The sequence below is a fragment of the Bacillus sp. JJ864 genome (assembly GCF_036963045.1).
Lineage (GTDB): Bacteria > Bacillota > Bacilli > Bacillales > Bacillaceae_G > Bacillus_A > Bacillus_A pseudomycoides_C.
On record NZ_JBALLY010000046.1, the window covers coordinates 1 to 19,521 of the forward strand.

The 19,521-nt window shown below is 35.9% G+C and carries 25 protein-coding genes; 16 read left to right on the top strand and 9 right to left on the bottom strand.

Annotation, left to right across the window (positions count from 1 at the left end):
* Nucleotides 1-176: 176 nt before the first annotated feature.
* Nucleotides 177-398 (top strand): hypothetical protein, encoded by a 222-nt coding sequence (locus V7024_RS08650; protein WP_020061620.1) that lies wholly within the window; start codon nt 177-179, stop codon nt 396-398.
* Between the two features lie 91 nt (nt 399-489).
* Nucleotides 490-636, top strand: coding sequence for a hypothetical protein (locus V7024_RS08655; protein WP_090996252.1), 147 nt, complete (start codon nt 490-492; stop codon nt 634-636).
* Between the two features lie 52 nt (nt 637-688).
* On the opposite strand, the gene V7024_RS08660 is transcribed toward V7024_RS08655, so the two are convergent.
* Together V7024_RS08660 and V7024_RS08665 are read right to left on the bottom strand one after the other, a co-directional pair.
* The gene (locus V7024_RS08660) at nt 689-1,483 is read right to left on the bottom strand and encodes a YqhG family protein (protein WP_335518360.1); all 795 of its coding nucleotides are present in this window, start codon (nt 1,481-1,483) and stop codon (nt 689-691) included.
* The gene (locus V7024_RS08665) at nt 1,470-3,152 is read right to left on the bottom strand and encodes a DEAD/DEAH box helicase (RefSeq protein WP_335518363.1); all 1,683 of its coding nucleotides are present in this window, start codon (nt 3,150-3,152) and stop codon (nt 1,470-1,472) included. Before V7024_RS08665 ends, V7024_RS08660 begins: the two co-directional genes overlap by 14 nt.
* A gap of 260 nt (nt 3,153-3,412) precedes the next feature.
* Between V7024_RS08665 and gcvT the strand changes: the two genes are divergently transcribed.
* From gcvT to V7024_RS08725, 12 genes are all read left to right on the top strand, one after another.
* Nucleotides 3,413-4,513 carry a glycine cleavage system aminomethyltransferase GcvT gene (gene gcvT / locus V7024_RS08670; RefSeq protein ID WP_335518366.1) on the top strand — a complete coding sequence of 367 codons (1,101 nt, stop codon included), beginning with the start codon at nt 3,413-3,415 and terminating at the stop codon, nt 4,511-4,513.
* Nucleotides 4,514-4,533: 20 nt separating this feature from the next.
* Nucleotides 4,534-5,877 (top strand): aminomethyl-transferring glycine dehydrogenase subunit 1, encoded by a 1,344-nt coding sequence (gene gcvPA / locus V7024_RS08675; RefSeq protein WP_335518369.1) that lies wholly within the window; start codon nt 4,534-4,536, stop codon nt 5,875-5,877.
* A complete protein-coding gene (gcvPB, locus tag V7024_RS08680; protein ID WP_335518371.1) occupies nt 5,874-7,349 on the top strand; it encodes an aminomethyl-transferring glycine dehydrogenase subunit 2 in 1,476 nt (491 codons plus the stop codon). Before gcvPA ends, gcvPB begins: the two co-directional genes overlap by 4 nt.
* A 264-nt stretch (nt 7,350-7,613) precedes the next feature.
* Nucleotides 7,614-7,838: a DUF3929 family protein gene (locus V7024_RS08685; RefSeq protein WP_335518374.1), complete on the top strand. Its 225-nt coding sequence runs from the start codon at nt 7,614-7,616 to the stop codon at nt 7,836-7,838.
* A gap of 58 nt (nt 7,839-7,896) precedes the next feature.
* The gene (locus V7024_RS08690; RefSeq protein WP_020061612.1) at nt 7,897-8,088 is read left to right on the top strand and encodes a hypothetical protein; all 192 of its coding nucleotides are present in this window, start codon (nt 7,897-7,899) and stop codon (nt 8,086-8,088) included.
* Nucleotides 8,089-8,207: 119 nt separating this feature from the next.
* Nucleotides 8,208-8,582, top strand: coding sequence for a GntR family transcriptional regulator (locus V7024_RS08695; protein WP_335518379.1), 375 nt, complete (start codon nt 8,208-8,210; stop codon nt 8,580-8,582).
* Between the two features lie 5 nt (nt 8,583-8,587).
* Entirely contained in the window at nt 8,588-9,460 is an 873-nt protein-coding gene (locus tag V7024_RS08700; RefSeq protein ID WP_335518382.1) for an ABC transporter ATP-binding protein, read from the top strand.
* The gene (locus V7024_RS08705) at nt 9,441-10,112 is read left to right on the top strand and encodes an ABC-2 transporter permease (RefSeq protein WP_335518385.1); all 672 of its coding nucleotides are present in this window, start codon (nt 9,441-9,443) and stop codon (nt 10,110-10,112) included. The genes V7024_RS08700 and V7024_RS08705 overlap by 20 nt, the downstream gene beginning before the upstream one ends.
* Nucleotides 10,113-10,127: 15 nt before the next feature.
* Entirely contained in the window at nt 10,128-10,760 is a 633-nt protein-coding gene (locus V7024_RS08710; protein WP_335518388.1) for an ABC-2 transporter permease, read from the top strand.
* 279 nt (nt 10,761-11,039) lie between these two features.
* Entirely contained in the window at nt 11,040-11,942 is a 903-nt protein-coding gene (locus V7024_RS08715) for an ABC transporter ATP-binding protein (RefSeq protein WP_335518390.1), read from the top strand.
* Nucleotides 11,942-12,718: an ABC transporter permease gene (locus V7024_RS08720; protein WP_335518393.1), complete on the top strand. Its 777-nt coding sequence runs from the start codon at nt 11,942-11,944 to the stop codon at nt 12,716-12,718. The genes V7024_RS08715 and V7024_RS08720 overlap by 1 nt, the downstream gene beginning before the upstream one ends.
* A gap of 166 nt (nt 12,719-12,884) precedes the next feature.
* Nucleotides 12,885-13,064: a hypothetical protein gene (locus V7024_RS08725; protein WP_335518396.1), complete on the top strand. Its 180-nt coding sequence runs from the start codon at nt 12,885-12,887 to the stop codon at nt 13,062-13,064.
* Nucleotides 13,065-13,310: 246 nt separating this feature from the next.
* Here the strand turns inward: V7024_RS08725 and V7024_RS08730 are convergent, their stop codons facing one another.
* The 5 genes from V7024_RS08730 to V7024_RS08750 all read right to left on the bottom strand — a co-directional run bounded on the left by V7024_RS08730 (nt 13,311) and on the right by V7024_RS08750 (nt 16,294).
* The gene (locus V7024_RS08730) at nt 13,311-13,517 is read right to left on the bottom strand and encodes a DUF3975 family protein (protein WP_335518399.1); all 207 of its coding nucleotides are present in this window, start codon (nt 13,515-13,517) and stop codon (nt 13,311-13,313) included.
* 186 nt (nt 13,518-13,703) lie between these two features.
* A complete protein-coding gene (locus V7024_RS08735; protein WP_098914785.1) occupies nt 13,704-14,018 on the bottom strand; it encodes a DMT family transporter in 315 nt (104 codons plus the stop codon).
* 1 nt (nt 14,019) lies between these two features.
* Nucleotides 14,020-14,352 (bottom strand): DMT family transporter, encoded by a 333-nt coding sequence (locus V7024_RS08740; protein ID WP_335518403.1) that lies wholly within the window; start codon nt 14,350-14,352, stop codon nt 14,020-14,022.
* 68 nt (nt 14,353-14,420) lie between these two features.
* On the bottom strand, nt 14,421-15,002 hold the full coding sequence (locus V7024_RS08745; RefSeq protein ID WP_335518406.1) for a TetR/AcrR family transcriptional regulator: 582 nt from the start codon (nt 15,000-15,002) through the stop codon (nt 14,421-14,423).
* A gap of 314 nt (nt 15,003-15,316) precedes the next feature.
* The gene (locus V7024_RS08750; RefSeq protein WP_335518409.1) at nt 15,317-16,294 is read right to left on the bottom strand and encodes a LacI family DNA-binding transcriptional regulator; all 978 of its coding nucleotides are present in this window, start codon (nt 16,292-16,294) and stop codon (nt 15,317-15,319) included.
* Nucleotides 16,295-16,542: 248 nt separating this feature from the next.
* Here V7024_RS08750 and V7024_RS08755 point away from each other — a divergent pair, with 248 nt between their 5' ends.
* The gene (locus tag V7024_RS08755; RefSeq protein ID WP_335518411.1) at nt 16,543-17,127 is read left to right on the top strand and encodes a DNA polymerase III subunit delta; all 585 of its coding nucleotides are present in this window, start codon (nt 16,543-16,545) and stop codon (nt 17,125-17,127) included.
* A 30-nt stretch (nt 17,128-17,157) separates the two neighbouring features.
* Here V7024_RS08755 and V7024_RS08760 read toward each other — a convergent pair whose 3' ends face one another.
* Nucleotides 17,158-17,547, bottom strand: a complete 390-nt coding sequence (locus V7024_RS08760; protein WP_335518413.1) for a rhodanese-like domain-containing protein — start codon at nt 17,545-17,547, stop codon at nt 17,158-17,160.
* A 167-nt stretch (nt 17,548-17,714) separates the two neighbouring features.
* Between V7024_RS08760 and V7024_RS08765 the strand changes: the two genes are divergently transcribed.
* Complete coding sequence (locus tag V7024_RS08765; RefSeq protein WP_098914780.1) at nt 17,715-18,551, top strand: lipoate--protein ligase family protein; 837 nt, start codon at nt 17,715-17,717, stop codon at nt 18,549-18,551.
* Between the two features lie 69 nt (nt 18,552-18,620).
* On the opposite strand, the gene V7024_RS08770 is transcribed toward V7024_RS08765, so the two are convergent.
* Nucleotides 18,621-19,469, bottom strand: coding sequence for a hypothetical protein (locus V7024_RS08770; protein WP_335518417.1), 849 nt, complete (start codon nt 19,467-19,469; stop codon nt 18,621-18,623).
* Nucleotides 19,470-19,521 lie beyond the last annotated feature (52 nt).

The following is a 19,521-nucleotide window of genomic DNA, read 5'->3' on the forward strand; positions in this document are numbered from 1 at the left end:
TAAAACGCTTTCATTTTTTTGGTTTGTTCACAAAATTGTCTAAAATACACTTTGATACTATGGCAATGTTGTTTTATAATGGAACTAATCATCTATACATGCATACATTAATTGTGAAATAAATAACATATTGAGTTTATATAAATGTAAACGTTATCAAAGGAGAGGTGGTACAAATGAGTAAATTTTTCTTCGATCAAACTCCTGCAACAGTTGAGGATGGAAAATTGATAGAATATGCAGAAACGATTTATGGAAAGGGCGGGCGTTCTGTATTAGAGAACTTAGTTTTAAAGGCATCTATTCGACTACGTGATCGTTATCCTCATAAGTCAGATGAGCAGATTTCTTACCTTGTGAATCAAGAGTTACATGATATGTTTCAAAAATATGTGTAAGGAGCGGGGATTCCCTCTCCTTATTTTTTGTATAAGGGGAATGTGGATTGCGAAAACTAATGCCGAAGTATATACGAGTGGGGTGAACAAAATGAGTAACGGAGCAGGCGGTTCAAAGAAGAATAGAGAAACGGATGCAAATCATGTAAGTGCAAAAGATAGAGAATATCAAAAGAGAATGACAAAAATTCATCAGCAAGAACATAACGATGGCCGAAAATATAATGGGAAAATCTAAAAAGAACTTTTACTTTCTAACATAAAAAAGCTCCTTGTAGAAGGAGTTTTTTTTATGTTAGAAAATGATTGGCTGTCACATAAAAGAGTCCACCGTTTATAATTTGCATCGTAATGCGCGGTTCATATTGCTCTTGTAAGGCTCGTTTTTCTATTTCGTAGCTTTCTGGTAATTCATTACTTTCCTCATAAAATCGGTTTAGTAGTTGTAAATCGTGATTCCAACGAACTTTTGCTTCTTCAGCCCATGAGTGATCGTCTGAAGCAATGATACGTTTCATAGCTTCTTCCATTCTAGATAGGCCGCTTTGCGGTTTAATAATTGGCGTTAATGTAAAACAAAAATCAGGGATTTTTGGTGTAAGACGAAGCGCTGTTAATGCCTCATGAAAATTTGTAATCATTGCACCAGAAATAAGGTGAATCCCGATGGAATACAGCATATCCTTTTTTCGATCACATTGATAGGAGACCTTTATATTGACGCCAAGCCAAGGGTGAAGTGGAGTGCTTGTTTGTCCATTTGAATGTACATCTTCAAATAAACGAATGTAAGCACCTAATTCTTTTGTTGCTTGAAAAATTTGATGTAAGCGCGGAGAACCGTAGTGAATGAACTCGCCCTCTTGCTCCTCATGTTTTGCATCAGTAATGAATGTAAGACGCATCGGATTTGGTATCCCGCCCGTTTTTTCAAGATAATGCCAGTAAAATGGACGGTTCATCAGTAGTTTGTCCATTTCGATTGTTAATTGAACGTCTAATAAATGAGGAAAACGCTGCAAAATTTCACAGCCGTTTGCCTCAAAAAAACAATGTAAATAATGATGAATTTCATGTTGCTGCATAGCCATGCACCTCGGCTTCATTTCGTTTGGCAAATTCAATAATCGACGTTAAATTTTCCATTTTAATGCGGATTTCTCCTTCACTTTTGGAATGAGTAAAAATATCGTGAATGTGCGCATCGATGTTTTTCATATTAATTCTTGTTAAAATTTCATCTAAATCACCAATGACACGCTCAAATAAGTCAATTTTTTCATACAGCAGTTTTAAAATATGCTCTTCTACTGTATACTTCGTTGCCAAATTATAAATATGAACGTCATGCTTTTGTCCGAGACGATGAATCCGTCCGATTCTTTGTTCAAGGCGCATCGGATTCCAAGGAAGGTCGTAGTTGATCATGTAATTACAAAATTGTAGATTTATTCCTTCACCGCCTGCTTCTGTCGCAATTAATACTTGGGCATGGTTCTGAAACAATTCTTTCATCCAATCTTTTTTACCGCGTTTAAATCCGCCCCGAAAAGGTACAGACGAGATGCCGTGCTGCTTTAAAAACCACTGTAAATACATTTGGGAAGCACGGTATTCTGTGAAAATTACAACTTTATCATTAATTTCTTTAATGATTTCTAATGCTTTATTTGCTTTTGAATTAGCGGAAATACCATTAATTTTCTCCATTAACACATCTATGTATGGATCTACTGTATATTGCTCATCTTCTTTTTGTCGCTTTTCTACATGTTTTTTTAGTGAGAAATAAACAGCTTCGCGGCTGCTGCACGCTTCACGCTTCAATGTTAAAGCAGAAAATGCAGAAGTAAATCCATCTTGTCTTTTCCATCCTTCAATTGCATCGTATAAAGCCCTTTCTTGTTCATTGAAGTCGACAAAGAGCGTATGAACATGTCGTTTTGGCCAATCGATGCCAGTGTCGTGTCGTCGATTCCGTACCATTACTTTATTAATGAGTTCTTTTAAATGTTCATCTGTTTCAGTCGTGCGATTTTTCGAAGCGTAATATTCTTCAAAATTAGATTGGTTGCCGAGATGGCCGGGTTTTAATAACGAGACAAGATTAAAGATTTCATCAATGCGATTTTGAACAGGTGTTGCGGTAAGTAATAAACAAAATTTTTTCTTTAATAGTTGGGCAAATTCATAGTTTTTCGTTTTGTTGTTTTTTAGTTTATGTGCTTCATCAATAATAATGAGGTCATATTCTAAATTTAAAACGATATCACGATGCGGAGAGCGCTTTGCTGTATCGATAGACGATACAATAACGTCAGCTTGCTCCCAGGAGTAACTTTTTCGCTGCATGGCGGCTGGAATGAAAAATTTTGTATTTAGTTCATATGCCCATTGTGAAACGAGAGATGCAGGTACAAGAATAAGTACTTTTTTCACAAGTCCGCGCACCATATATTCTTTTAAAATAAGTCCAGCTTCAATTGTTTTTCCAAGGCCAACTTCATCTGCTAAGATTGCTTTTCCGTTCATTTGTTCAATGACGGTTTGCGCTACTTCTAACTGATGTGGAAGTGGCGTGAAATTAGGTAAATGTTTAGGCGCCTGTAGCCCGTCAAATTTGGGAATGAGAAGGGACTGTTCAGTTTGATATGCGAGATGAAATAGTTCCCAGTTTGTCCACGGGCCATCTTCTTCTATTCGTTTTAAGAAGTTTTCTTGCCAAGAACGCTCTATTGAAATTTCGACATTCATGGATAATATCTCACCTTCTATAAATTCTAAATTATTTTTTTAGCTAGAATATTGATGAAACGACTCGAAAAATGTTAGGATAATGGTGTGAAATGTGTGGAATCTTTCGTATTTTATCCATGAAAGCACTTTTTTATTTACGCTTTCATAAAAAAATAGAATCAGATTCCGTATATCCCATCTTTTCTGAACTGAAAATGTTTAGAAATGGGAAACCAACTTTTATTGATTTGTCATAGAAAGCGTAAGGGGGAGAGAACATGATTACGTTACAACGTACACCGCTATTTGATGTATACGCGAAGTATGGTGGGAAAACAATTGACTTTGGTGGTTGGGAATTGCCAGTTCAATTTTCAAGCATTAAAGAAGAACATGAAGCTGTTCGTACAGAAGCAGGTCTTTTTGATGTTTCTCACATGGGAGAAGTAGAAGTAAAAGGTGCAGATAGTTTAGCATTTTTACAACGTGTAGTTACAAACGATGTTTCTATCTTAAAGGTAGGCGGAGCACAATATACGGCAATGTGTTACGAAGATGGTGGTACAGTAGATGACTTATTAATCTACAAACGCGGCGAAGAAGACTATTTACTAGTAATCAATGCATCAAACATTGAAAAAGATTATGAGTGGTTAGCCTCTCATGTAAGCGGCGATGTGCAAGTAGTCAACGTTTCTAGTGAAATTGCACAACTTGCAATTCAAGGACCAAAAGCAGAGGGCATTTTACAAAAAGTTGTATCAGAAGATTTGAAAGAAATTAAGTTCTTTAAATTTAAAGACAATGTTCTTGTGGATGGTGTAGAAGCGCTTGTATCTCGTACTGGTTATACAGGTGAAGATGGATTTGAAATTTACTGTAAGAGCGAAGAGGCTGCAAAGATCTGGGAGAAACTTCTTGAAATAGGCGAAGAAGACGGCTTAAAACCATGTGGTTTAGGAGCGCGTGATACACTTCGTTTTGAAGCAACACTACCTCTTTATGGTCAAGAGTTATCAAAAGATATTACACCAATTGAAGCTGGAATTGGCTTTGCAGTAAAACCAAATAAAGAAATGGATTTCTTTGGAAAAGAAACGTTAAAGGAACAAAAAGAAAACGGTGCACCCCGTAAATTAGTCGGCATCGAAGTAATTGAACGTGGTATCCCGCGCACGCATTATCCAGTATATGTGGGCGAAGAAAAAATCGGGGAAGTTACAAGTGGTACACAATCTCCAACGTTAAAGAAAAGTATCGGTTCAGCGTTAATTGATGTGAAATATGCAGCAGTTGATACAGAAGTGGAAATTGAAATTCGTAATAAACGCGTCAAAGCAGTTGTTGTTCCAACACCATTTTACAAACGTTCAAAGTAACGGGGAGAGGGGTAGATTTCATGTTGCATCGTTATCTTCCAATGACAGAAGAAGACAAAAAAGAAATGTTACAAACGATCGGCGTTCAAACGATTGATGAGTTATTTTCTGATATTCCAGAAAGCGTTCGTTTTCAAGGAGATTTAAATATTAAACAAGCAAAATCAGAACCAGAACTTTTAAAAGAACTGTCTGAGCTTGCTTGTAAAAATGCAAACTTAAAAGACTATGCTTCCTTCTTAGGGGCAGGTGTATATGATCATTATGCACCAGTAATTGTAGATCATGTTCTTTCTCGTTCAGAATTTTATACAGCTTATACGCCGTACCAACCAGAAATTTCACAAGGGGAATTACAAGCAATCTTTGAATTCCAAACAATGATTTGTGAACTAACAGGTATGGATGTAGCGAACTCTTCTATGTATGACGGAGGTACAGCGTTAGCAGAAGCGGCAATGCTAGCAGCGGGTCATACTCGTAAAAAGAAAATTCTTGTTTCTAAAGCAGTTCATCCGGAATCAAGAGCAGTTCTTGAAACATATGCAAAAGGTCAACACCTTGAGGTTGTTGAAGTTGATTATAAAGATGGTGTAACAGACTTAGACGTATTACAAAGCGAAGTAGATGATACAGTAGCTTGCGTAATCGTTCAATATCCAAACTTCTTTGGACAAGTAGAGAAACTAGCTGATATTGAGAAAATCGTTCATCAGCAAAAATCATTATTCATCGTTTCTTCTAATCCATTATCATTAGGAGCATTAACACCACCTGGTAAATTTGGTGCTGATGTTGTTGTAGGCGATGCACAGCCATTTGGTATTCCAACACAGTTTGGCGGCCCGCATTGCGGTTATTTTGCTACAACAAAAGCGTTTATGCGTAAAATTCCAGGACGCCTTGTTGGACAAACAGTGGATTCTGAAGGACAACGTGGTTTCGTATTAACGCTACAAGCACGTGAGCAACATATTCGTCGTGATAAAGCGACATCTAATATTTGTTCAAACCAAGCGCTAAACGCATTAGCAGCTTCTGTTGCAATGACAGCACTTGGAAAACAAGGTGTGAAGGAAATGGCACGTCAAAACGTTTCTAAAGCACAGTATGCAAAACGTCAACTTGAAGCAAAAGGCTTTACAGTAACATTTGCTGGCCCGTTCTTCAATGAATTTGTTGTTGATTGCAAACGTCCAGTACAAGAAGTAAACGATGCATTATTATCAAAAAATATTATCGGTGGTTACGATCTTGGCCGTGATTATAAAGAGCTTACAAATCATATGCTTCTAGCTGTAACAGAGTTACGTACAAAAGAAGAAATTGATACACTTGTAAACGGAATGGGGGCTATCCAATGAAGAATCAAGACCAAGCACTTATTTTTGAAATGAGTAGAGAAGGACGCATAGGATATAGCTTACCCCAATTAGATGTAGAAGAGGTAAAATTAGAAGACGTGTTTGAGAGCGAGTATATTCGCACGGAAGATGCAGAGCTTCCTGAAGTATCAGAACTTGATATTATGCGCCATTACACAGCACTTTCAAACCGTAATCATGGTGTTGATTCTGGATTCTATCCATTAGGATCTTGTACGATGAAGTACAATCCGAAAATTAATGAAAATGTAGCTCGTTTCCCTGGCTTTGCACATGTTCATCCGCTTCAAGATGAAAAGACAGTGCAAGGTGCAATGGAATTAATGTATGACTTACAAGAGCATTTAATAGAAATTACAGGTATGGATACTGTAACGCTTCAACCAGCAGCAGGAGCGCACGGTGAATGGACAGGATTAATGTTAATTCGTGCATATCACGAAGCAAAAGGCGATTATAAACGTACGAAAGTAATCGTTCCTGACTCTGCTCACGGAACAAACCCAGCTTCTGCAACAGTAGCAGGATTTGAGACGATAACAGTACAATCTAATGAAAATGGTCTTGTTGATTTAGAAGACTTAAAGCGTGTTGTGAATGAAGAAACAGCAGCGCTTATGTTAACAAATCCAAATACACTTGGACTATTTGAAGAGAACATTTTAGAAATGGCAGAAATCGTCCATAATGCCGGCGGTAAATTGTACTATGACGGTGCAAACTTAAATGCGGTATTAAGTCAAGCGCGCCCAGGAGATATGGGATTTGACGTTGTGCATTTAAACCTTCATAAAACATTTACAGGTCCGCATGGCGGCGGTGGCCCAGGTTCTGGTCCAGTAGGTGTAAAAGCTGATTTAATTCCGTTTTTACCAAAGCCAATTTTAGAGAAAACAGAAAGTGGCTATCACTTTAATTACGATCGTCCACAAGCAATCGGACGCGTGAAACCGTTCTATGGTAACTTTGGTATTAACGTTCGTGCGTATACGTATATTCGTTCTATGGGTCCAGATGGACTTCGTGCAGTAACAGAATATGCAGTATTAAACGCGAACTATATGATGAGAAGATTAGCTCCATTCTACGATCTTCCATTTGACAGACATTGTAAGCATGAATTTGTTTTATCTGGTCGTCGTCAAAAGAAACTTGGCGTACGTACGCTTGATATTGCAAAACGTCTGCTTGATTTCGGCTACCATCCACCAACAATTTACTTCCCATTAAATGTGGAAGAATGTATTATGATTGAGCCGACAGAAACAGAATCAAAAGAAACATTAGATGGGTTTATCGATACGATGATTCAAATCGCAAAAGAGGTAGAAGAAAATCCAGAAGTGGTTCAAGAAGCGCCGCATACAACAGTAATTAAGCGCCTTGATGAAACAATGGCAGCACGTAAGCCGATTTTACGCTATCAAAAACCATCTATGGTTCAAGTTTAATAATAATTTGTAGAGAACTCGCTATATGCGAGTTCTTTTTTCATATTGTCGAAGAAAGCGTCATTACCTAAAAAAGATGTTACAAAATTGAAGGTTTTATGTAAGATTGGAGAATTATCACACTTTCTCAACATTTTTGTTGAAAAAGTCCCTTTGATAAAATTGTGTATTTTTGTTAGAATTTTATTGAAATTAAAGTAAATGAGAAGCAAGAATGTCAATTTTTCATACATATGTGAAGAAATGAACAAGGGGATGAAAAAGATGAGCTATAAGCGTTGTAGGATGGTGTACCATTTAGAAAATGGTGATATGATTAAGGATATTAAAGAATTTTATTACCAGGATACAGAAAAAATGTTAGAGAGAGTGAAGCATCACGTATTAGATAACAAGAGTGTAACTGCAATTGATAGTAAAGGAACACTTATTCCAATTGCTTGTCATGATATTGTGAAAGTTGAGTTAGATCATTTACAGGAAAGTTAGTCTTGAGTCGTAAGGGATAATTCGTTACAATAAATGAGTAATTAGAGAGGAGTTTGTTATGGGTAGTAAAAGACATTTCTATATGTTTATTGTTGCATTTTTACTTGTTGCAGCATTAACGGTATATTTAATTATTGATAGCCATTGGTATAACACAGTACATCCAGCATTTCTTATTTTTATGTATGTTGGAATTGCGATTGTAAGCTTTGGTATGAGAGATGAGATGTTAAATCGCTTTGAGAAGTGATACATATATGAAAGACCAACAGGAAATTGTTGGTCTTTTTTTTGTTGCCAAAAATAGAGAGGTGCGTATATACTGTATATATAAGATATGTACAGTATATACGCACTGTGGAGGGAAATATGAATATTATTATTTCAAACTCTTCACCAGATCCTATTTATGAACAGATTAGTAAGCAGCTTCGGCAACTTATTTTAAATGGGAAATTACAAGGTGGAGAGCAATTACCGTCTATCCGAAGTTTAGCGAAGGAATTACAAATTAGCGTCATTACGACGAAACGAGCGTATGAAGAGCTTGAAAAAGAAGGGTATATTGAGACAGTTGCTGGAAAAGGGACGTATGTTTCTGTGCAAAATAATGAGCTCATACGAGAACAAAGGTTGCGATTGTTGGAAAGTAAAGCTGAAGAAGTAGTAAATGAAAGTAAACTTCTCCAGTTGTCTCTTGAAGAGTTGCAGCATATGATTGCGTTTCTATATAAGGGGGAATAAGACACATGCTAGAATTAAAAAATGTTTGTAAAGACTATCAAGGTTTTTCTATCCGAAATGTAAATTTTAGTCTGCCGCGCGGATATATAATGGGGTTTATTGGACCGAACGGATCAGGAAAAAGTACAACAATCAAAATGATTATGAGTTTAGTAAAACGACATAGTGGTGAAATTCATATTTTTGGTAAGGACAATCAAAAATATGAAAAAGAAGTAAAACAAAATATCGGCTTTGTATACGATGAAAATCATTACTATGAAGATTTAACATGTGAACAAATGAAGCGTATTATCGCACCTTTCTATAAAAAGTGGGATGAAGCGCAATATCAATCATACATGGAACGATTACAAGTTCCGAAAAATAAAAAGATTAAACAGTTATCAAAAGGAATGAAAATGAAATATGCCATTGCTATGGCACTGTCACATCATGCTGAGTTAATCATTATGGATGAACCAACAGCAGGTTTAGATCCGGTTGTCCGAAGTGAGCTGCTTGATATATTGCAAGAGATTGTGATGGAAGAAGAAATATCCGTGTTATTTTCCACACACATTACAACGGATTTAGAATGTATTGCTGATTATATTACATTTATCAATGAAGGTGAAATCGTCTTTACTGGAGAGAAAGACGAATTATTGGAGAATTACATAATCGTAAAAGGAAGCAATGATTTGTTAGATAAAGAAGGAAAAGAACTGTTTATCGGTTTAAGAAAAAATAAATATGGGTTTGAAGGACTGGCTCGGGATAAACAGGCAGTTGTAGATTGGTTTGGGCAAGAAGTTGTATTAGAAAAGCCGACGCTTGATGATATTATCGTGTATACGACGAAGGGGAGAAAGATAAATGCGTCAGTTTGTGTTTAAAGACTTGTATTTTCTACGCGATATGTGGATATTTTGTTTGGGGTTTTCGGCTGGCTTGTTTATAATGAATTCATCTGATCCAAGTATTTTTTCTGTAAGCTGTTTAATATCAGTAATGGTATCTCTTCAGTTGTCCATAGCAGCGGATGAAAAGAATGGCAGTGAAAAAATCATTGCTAGTTTACCGATAGAACGAAAAAATATTGTTATTTCAAAATATACGACTTTTGTAATGGTGGCAATTATAGCGATTGTATTAACAATAACGGTTGTTTGGGTAATGAGAGGAATGACTGTAATTGAAGATATTCGTGTATATCATCCTTATTTTTATATTGAACTCAAGTGGTATACAGTGCTAAGCGGTATTATAGTGCCTTTTATATACATTGCATCATTTTTACCTGTTTATTATGGAACTGGTTCAAAAATCATCCGAGGTATATGTGCAATAGGATTAACTATTCCCACCACACTTATACCGTTATTTGTTATAGATGGAGGAGAGAATCGTGTGGAGGATTCATTTGGTGATTGGATCATGAACCTGTCACATGTAGGCATATGTATGGTGGGGTTAATCGGGTTGGCAGTTATGTATATTGCTTCTATGTTTATTGCAATTAAATTATATGAAAAAAGAGATATATAAAGGAGAGAAGGGATCGTGCGACAGTTAGTTTGGAAGGATTTTTTCTTACAACGAAAAGTTTTTTTTCTTTATCTTATATTTCCAATTTATTGTGCATTAAAACAATCCGTTGAGGCGTTTCAGATTGCGGTCGTTTGTTTTGCTACTTGTAGCCTATTGATATTTGTATCATTACAGGTTGAAGATAAAAACGAAACAGATAAATTATTAATTAGTTTTCCATTTGTTAGAAAAGATATTGTTATTGCGAAATATATATCGACAATTCTCTTTATTGGATGCGGGTTAATGGCTACTTTAATCATTGCTATTTTACCTAAATTTTTGTTAGGTAAAGCTATAAATATTCCATGGTATGCGATTTTTATAGGTGTTTTTCTCTCGGCTCTTTATGCAATTATGCTACTCCCTTTGAAGTATGGAGGGAGCAAACAAATAGTTACTATTTTTAATGTGGTTTTTATCTTTCCACTAATAGGATTGTTGGGATTTATGTGTAATGTTCTTGGTGAGGAAAGGCTCATGTTAATGTTTTTTCACTCTTCAAATCTTATGTTTATCATTAGTATGTTAAGTCTTGGAGTATGTATCGCGTATTTTGTTTCTATGCTTTTTTCTATTTCGATTTTTAAAGATAGGGAATTTTAAAAGATTAAGCTGAAGATGAATAAGGAAATGTATTGGTTTTCTTCACTTTCTGTATAATATATAGATTTTCAATAGAAATTGTAGGAGAAGATAGGTAATTCTATAATCTTTAATAAATATTTAGAGTTAATGAATAAACAAGGTTATTTTGAAACACCTTTTGCTAGATTATGGACTGAATGTATTTAGTTTATGTTATGAATGATTGCTAATCTTTTTATTATTAATAACATTTGACTTTGTTGATAAATAATTTGAGGTCTAAGGGAGGAAGAATCATTGGGGAATGTGGTAGTAAAATTAGAAAATGTGCACAAAAAAATAGGTAGTGCTGAAATTATTCGTGGGCTTTCATTTGAAGTACAGGAAGGGGAAGTGTATGGCTTTTTGGGACCAAACGGGAGCGGGAAGACGACGACAATTCGGATGATGACAGGGCTGATTTCAGTAACAGAAGGCGATATTACAATTTGTGGTCACAGTATACGTACTGAGCGTGAAAAAGCACTAGAGTACATTGGAGCGATTGTAGAGAACCCGGAGCTATATGAATATATGACAGGAATGCAAAATTTAAAGCATTTTGCGAATATGGCCGTTACGTCAATTCGTAAAGAACGAATTGCTGAAATTGTAAAGCTTGTGGAATTAGAACATGCGATTTATAAAAAGGTAAAAACATACTCACTTGGTATGAAACAACGTTTAGGGATTGCACAAGCACTATTACATAATCCGAAAATTTTAATTTTAGATGAGCCGACAAATGGTTTAGATCCAGCAGGAATTCGTCAAATTCGCGATTACTTACAGCGTTTAGCAAAAGAAGAGAACATTGCAGTCATTGTATCCAGTCACTTATTAAGTGAGATTGAGCTGATGTGTGATCGTGTCGTTATTATTAAGAATGGACAATTTGTGCAGGGGTATAGTTTACGTGAACAAGTAAAAAGTGACGATCAGATAGTAGTAGCGTTTGAAGTGGATCAAGTAGAGAAAGCGGATGAGCTGATAAAAGGAACCGTACAAGAAAAGAAAATTATTGTACCTGTTATGAAAGAAGAAATTCCGCAGCTTGTGAAAAAATTAGTGTATGCCGATATTCGCGTGTACAGTGTAACAGTTCAAAATAAATCATTAGAAGATGAATTTTTAGCAATCACAGGGGGAGTGAAAGCATAATGATGAAATTAATCCAAAATGAATTTTTAAAGTTACATGCGAAAAAGAGTATGTATATTTTGTTAGTAGTACTACCAGTATTAGAATTTGCAGGAGCAGTTATTATAAAAAAGTGGGCACCGTCTGAAATGAAAATTGAAGGGTTTATTATGTTCGCGGAGCAACATATCGGAATGATTGCTACATTTGCAACAATCTTTGGCATAACGCTAGCATCCCGCACAATTACAGAGGAATTTCAAAAAGGGACAATTAAACAATTGTTAATTCGGCCAAGAAAACGAGTCATGATATTATTTTCAAAGTATATTACAGTTCTCTTAGCTATATTATTGGTATGTATTGCTTCTTTACTTACAGCCATGTTAATTGGTTTCATTGCATTTGGCGGGGACAGTGAAGTGGTAACTTTTGCAATTTTATTAAAACGTTTCGCGTATAATATTTTACCGATATTCTTTTATCCAACAGTTGCATTTTTACTAGCTAATATTTTTAGAAAATCAGTTTTACCGTTAATTATTACACTATTCTTCTTTTTTCTAGATGGATCGCTTAAAATATTATTATTTCAATTTGCTAAAGGTGTAGCAAAATATGTTGTAATGTTTCATCTGAATTTAAATGTGTATGATAGTAATGAATTTCTCAATCAAGGAGCAAAACCGATGTTTTCAGAGTTTACATTTACAACTTCATTGTTATTTGTTTTAGCTCATTTTGTTGTTTTACTCGTTATTTCAAGTGCATTGTTTCAAAGGCGCGATGTTTTGTAAAAGAAAATAAATTACTAGCTAACTCGGTATTATTTTCTGCAGTTCACCTAAAAGCGCCAACTGTAGCTTTGTATTTTTATAATACTCTAGTCAAACGTTTTGTTATCAATTTTAATTTGTGTGAAATTATATGAGCAGAAAGATATATAAATAGGGGGATGTAATTATGAAAACCATGGGGGCCTTCTTCGTGATAGCTGGACTTCTACTCATTATTGGAACAGGGATTGGAGTTACGTTTCATGTTATTCCCACTCATATATCAGTTCCCACCTGTCTTATATTCGGTACTGTTTTCGTGACGACAGGAAATATAATTCAGAAAAAAGAAAATCATTCGTTATAAAAGGTGTCTCATCGCGAGACACCTTCTTCAATGCAACAAGCTATGCATAACAATTTTATAAACCGACACCATACTCGGCGAATAAACAGGCACGTTATACGTATGTAGTAGGAAACTAAAAAACACAACAAACATAATAAAGACGAAAAATAGCAGTAAAATCTGCTTATGTACAGAAGTTTGCATATGATCAGCTCCTTTTTTCGTAGTATGTCCAAAGGAGGAAATCATATGAAAAAAAGACAGTTACTTCTTGTATGAAGAACTTTCTTTTGAAAAGAGTTTATTCCAGAGTTTTGCAATACTCCAAATAATAATAATTCCAATAGAAGCGATAATGGACCAAATAACGGAAGTGACCTCAAGAGCCATGTTAGGCAGAAACATGAGGATTACAAGTACTTTGTGAAATAACCATTCTGCAATATGGAATATATATGAATCCATTTTCATTTTTCGGCATATTAGATTGCGGCTATGCAGAAGAGCCTACACTTGCTTTCTCCCTTTGTTTTACCTTGCATGTGGCAGGTAAGGGAACTGACCGCTTCTATGCATGGCCAGATGCTCTCGCCCACCGAAAAGGAATGGTTTTATGTCGTTTTTTAATTTGGATTTATATAGCTTGCATTCACCTCATTAACTCATTAATTTTAAACCAACTGCACCGCATAAGATGCAGCTTAAAAAGGCAAGGCGGCGCCAATCAGCGGATTCGCGGAAAATAAGAATGCCAAGAAGGGCACTTCCGGCAGTTCCGATTCCCGTCCAAATTGCGTAAGCTGTTCCCATTGGCAGTGTATCCATTGCGAGGGATAAGAAGAAGAAACTTACTGCAAAGTTGGCAATTAACATCAGTTTTGGTGTCCAGCCTTTTTTTTCATTGGCTATCTTCATAAAGATAACACCGGTAACTTCACAAATACCAGCAATAATTAAATATACCCATGCCATGTTATGCTGCCTCCTTCTGTTCTTGTTCGCCTGTTACTCGTTTTAAACCAATAACACCTACGAAAATTAATCCGATAAATAAGATTTTTACCATTGAAAATGGTTCGCCGAAAATAAAAATTTCTGTTAGGACAATACCTCCAGCTCCAATTCCTGTGAACACAGCATATACAGTTCCAACAGGGAGCTTTGCATAAGCTTTAAATAAAAGGAAAAAGCTTATAGCAATTGCAAGTGCAACACCAACCCATTCTAGTGGTGTTGTGGCATGCTTTAAGCCAATTACCCACACAATTTCAATAAGTCCTGCGATAACAACATAAATCCATTCCATCGTTCATTCTCCTTCCTACCAGTCGTTAGGTTTAGGGCAAGAAAATGACGTATTGCGTGTGCAATCCGTCAGCTTGACAATCCTCGCCAAAATAATTTCCAAGATGCATGTAATCGATTTTCAAATGGTTGTATTCCAGCAAACAAAAATTCAACCATTAATCCGTCAATTAAACATAAATAAGCTGCAACAGCTTCTGTAACTTCAATGTCGCAAAATTCTTTCTTTTCTTTTGCTTGTTCAAATATAGGTACTAAAAGCTGTCCGATGCTTTCGATATATGCATTTGCTTTTTCAACAATTTGCTCCCGAAAGGCATCTGGTGGAAAAAATGAAGTTCGTAACCAAAACATTGCTTCAAGACTTTCTTGAAAGTGATGGCCATAATCTTTAAGAAGATGAAATAAAAAGTCTCCAAAGGGAGTTTCTTCTGACTTCTGCACATACTGTTTAAAGAATGCAAGAGTTTTTTGTAAAGATTCTTCTAAGCAAATAAAATAAAGCTCTTCTTTTCCTTTAAAGTGTGCATAAATGGACGGTTTCTTAATTCCAACTTCCCCGGCAATGTTGGCTAGTGAAGTTCCTTCATAGCCATAGCGTGCAAAGTGTGAAAGTGCTACAGATTTAATACGGTTTGCTGTCATATCCATCCCCTACCTACCGTTCGTTAGTTAAAGTATAGGATAGAAAAAGGATATAGTCAAGAAGGGCAATTATATGAACTATATGAATCCATTTTAATTTTTCGCCATATAGATTGCAACTATGCAGAAACAAAAGGAGCCTGCACGTATTGTCTACTTTTGTTTTCAAACCTTGCACGTGGCAGGAAAAGGCCCTGACCGCTCCTATGCATCGCCAGTCCCTCTCGCCCATTTAAAAAAATGCTTTTCTGTCGGTTTTTCATAAAGTAACTGAGTAGTTACTTTGGATTTATATAAAAAAGCTCCAGTAATAGGAGCCTTTACACTGTTCCTCGTTCAATGAGACGAAACGGTAACTCTTCAGAAGTCCCTGTAATTTGTTCCTGTTGTACTTGTTCATAAAATAAGGAAAAAGCACGATTTCCCATTGCTAAGCCTGGATGTTCAATTGTTGTGATCTCTAACGCTTCAGAAATAGGATGGTTATCAAATCCTAAGATTGCTAAATCCTCTGGTACTCGCAATCCTTGTTTTTTCGCCTCTGTTAGTAATCCAGCAGCAACTTGATCGTTTGCAACAAAAAGAGCGGTAGGACGATTTTTCATCGCTAGTATGCTTTGGATGACATTCGCACCGTCTTGAATAGTGTAGCATTGATAAAACTGCCAGTCTGTTTGCGAGCGTTTACCTGCTGCATGAAGAGTATCAAAGAACGCTTGCTCACGCTGCTTGGTACTCACGCTTTTTTTGCGTGCTAAACAAAATCCAATATGTTCGTGTCCATTTTGTATTAAATATTCTGTTCCAATCCGAAAGCCGTCATAATGATTGATATAGACAGAAGATATAAGGGGATGCAGCAATTTTTCACACGAAATGATAGGCGCAAATTTTGCGTAAGGTTCAATAGCTTCCCGTGAGCTCGTTCGGGAACAAATAATCATGCCATCAAATTGTTTCATTTTCATCATTTCAAGGACACGTATTTCCTCAATGCTGTCGTAGTTTGTTTGACAGAGATTAATGCGGTACCCAGCTTCAAGTGCTTTCGTTCCAATCCCTTCAATAATTGTGCTAAAGTACGGCAGATTAATAAAAGGAAGCATGACACCGATTGTATGTGTTTTTCCTTTTAGAAGATGAACCGCATTTATATTTTTGGCGTAATTCAATTCTTCAACAGTTTCTAGGACGCGTTGTCGTTTGTCTTCACTGACATATGGATGCTCATTTAAGACGCGTGAAACAGTCGTAACAGAGACCCCAGCCGTTTTCGCGATTTGTTTTATATTTACCATATGTTTCACCTCTATTTCTATTATACAAGAAAAGGAGAAAAGAAATAGGGGGGAAACTCTTGACATGAAAAGCGTTTCATAATCTATCTTGTTAATAACGCTTTTGCTATTCGCGTAACGATTAAATTCGGCGTGAGAATAGGGAAGCGTTTTTGTCAAATTGTGTGAGATAAACGAGGAAAGTTTTCAAAGGTAGAGCGGTAGGAAAGGGAGAATATGAACATAACATACGAAAGCCTGAAAAGAGAATGTTGAGAAAGGGCGGATACAAGTTGAAAAAACGAATGATATGTTTCGTATTTTCTAGTATAGTGTTAAATGCATGTTCTTTTCAGCAAACAATGGTCGAAGAAAAAAAGTTTGCAGCAGATTTAGAGGCAAGTGAAGATATGATGTCTGATCCAATGCCGGTACAGTCTGTAAAAAACGTTCTTCCTTTTTCTTTTTACACACCATCATTTTTACCGTATGAACCAACAAATAATCCAAAAGCAGTAGTTCGAAAAATGGGAGAAAAGCGGATTGCTCTTGATATTAAATATGAACGGCAAGAAAAAGGCATGCGAGATTATATTGAATTAACAGTTGCAAACTTTTCGTATAATTTTCCTTTTATCGTAGAGCAAAATCGTTTTCAGGAGAAAGTAAAGCTTACAAATGGTATAACAGCCTATTTTAAAAATAGTAATGAAGAAATGGACGGAGAAGATATGGCAACGCTCACATGGAAAGAAAAGAATGTGGAGTATCAGTTGCTTTATCGAAATGTTCGTGATCAAAATAATGAAGATGTCAAACAAAATTTAGTATATGTTGCTAGTAAAATGCAATAGCTAGCTTGTGTAGGACAAGCTAGCTATTTATTATGAGTCTTTCTTTTTCACTTTACCAGACCAAGTTTTAAAGCCGCCTTGTAATTGATAAAATTCTTTATAGCCGTGTTTCTTTAAGAATTGTGCTGCGCGGCCTGTTCTGAAACCGTTTTGACAATACAAATAAATCGGTTGATCAGTACGAAGTTCTTTGTAACGAAGACGTATTTGTGAAATCGGAATATTGCGCGCTCCTAAAATGTGTCCAGCATTATATTCGTCCGCTTCACGAATATCGATAAGCTGTGCCTTACGGTAACCAGCGCGAAATTCTTCTTCTGAAAGTGTTTTAATTAATTTTTTCTGATAGAAAAACATCCATACAGAATAGCCGATGAATCCTGCAGTTATGGCTAGTAAAATAATAACATTTGTTGACACGATTATATCGCTCCCTTTTTCTTATCCTACTCTCCATATTATAATGCCCATATGTATTTATGCAACAAGTTCATTTTACATTAGAAGAAATTTCGTATTCTTTCACAAATTTTATCGAATTTGATAGACTAGAGAATGTGAAAAAAATTAGTTATATGAGGTGTGGGATGGAAAAGGAAAAATGGTGTTATATAAATTCCGGTAAATGCTCTCCGGCGTTTAATATGGCGTTAGATGAATGTTTGTTAAATTGGCAAAGTGAAAAGAAAATGCCGCCAACAATTCGTTTTTATGAATGGGAAGTTCCGACGTTAACAGTCGGTTATTTTCAGCGTGTTTCAAAAGAAATTGATATGGATGCAGTACATAGTAACGGTTTTGGTTTTGTACGTCGTCAAACAGGTGGACGAGGTGTTCTTCATGATAAAGAATTAACGTATAGTGTTATTGTGTCTGAAGAACATCCAAACATGCCAAAAACAGTGACAGAAGCATATCGCGTTATTTCACAAGGATTGTTAGATGGATTTAAAGCGTTAGGTTTAGAAGCATATTTCGCAGTACCAAAAACAGCTGAGGAGCGCGATAATTTGAAAAATCCACGTTCAGCAGTTTGTTTTGATGCTCCGTCATGGTATGAAATTGTTGTCGAAGGTCGCAAAATTGCTGGAAGTGCACAAACTAGACAAAAAGGAGTTATTTTACAGCACGGTTCCATTCCGTTAGAAATCGATTTAGATATGCTGTATGATTTGTTTCTGTTTCCAAATGAACGTGTGAAAGAACGCATGAAAAAAATGTTCTCTTCAAAAGCAATTGCAATTAATGAATTAACAGATCGTACTTTTACTATTCAGCAACTTATCGATGCATTCCATATTGGGTTTGAAAAAGGATTAGATGTGGAACTTGTACCGTATGAGTTAACAGAAGAACAACTTCATGAAGTACAAACATTAGCAAAAGAAAAGTATGAAAGCGATGAATGGAATTACAAGAAATAAGGAGATGGATAGCCATCTCCTTGTTTTTATACGAATGAGAATTATCCCAGCAGGGGAAAGCTTTGTAATTTATAATAGGTTCAATACTTTTTCCACTTTAATGCCTTTTTGCTTTAATGAACGCAAACGGTTTACAACATCCATAATTTCTGCATCGAATGCTACCGATATACCTTGTTTTTGTAACTCATTTTTTAAGTTCTCAATAGAATCATCAACATCCATCCCAAGTTCGTAATCTTGACATACATCTATAGCTTGTTTTACAAGACGAACATATTTTTCCTGTAATTCAGAATTTTGTTGATTTGTCACAGATTGTTTAACTGAAGGTGTTGGCTTTGCTGGAGTTGATACAGTTGCCTCTTTTTGTACTGTAGTTGGTGCCACTACTTCTTTTTGTACAGGTTTTGGTGTAGTTTTAACTACAGGTTCTGGACGCACTGGCTTTGGAATTGGTGCTTGTGTAGGTGCGACATTGTCAACTGGTTTTGTTACAGGCGTCACTTCTTTTGAAGTTTCAACAATTGTTTCTTTCTTCGGAGTTGGCGTTTCGACAACGGATAATGTATTGTCTTCTAATTCTGCAATTTCTTCTTTTGTTTCTTTACTCCACATCACGCGTTCAATTTGCAATGAAACATTGTTTTTGTTCATGGCGCTTAAAGTCACTTTCCCAACTTCAGCATTGCCAGTAAAATCGACAATTTTATAAATAACGCTCTTGTTCCAATCTACTTTTCCGCTCAAAAATAATTCTTCGTTACATTTTGGCGTTAAGCCCTCGATTTTAATTTCTGCGTTTACACCGTTTTCACTATATACCATAATTAGCGAAGCATTTACATCTTCATCTGCTAACATTAGTTCACGTACCATTTTGCCAGTGCGTACTTGCGTTTTCTTCTTAAGTGACATCAAATTTCCCCTCTCAAAAATTCAGTAATAATAAAAAAATCGTATAACGAAA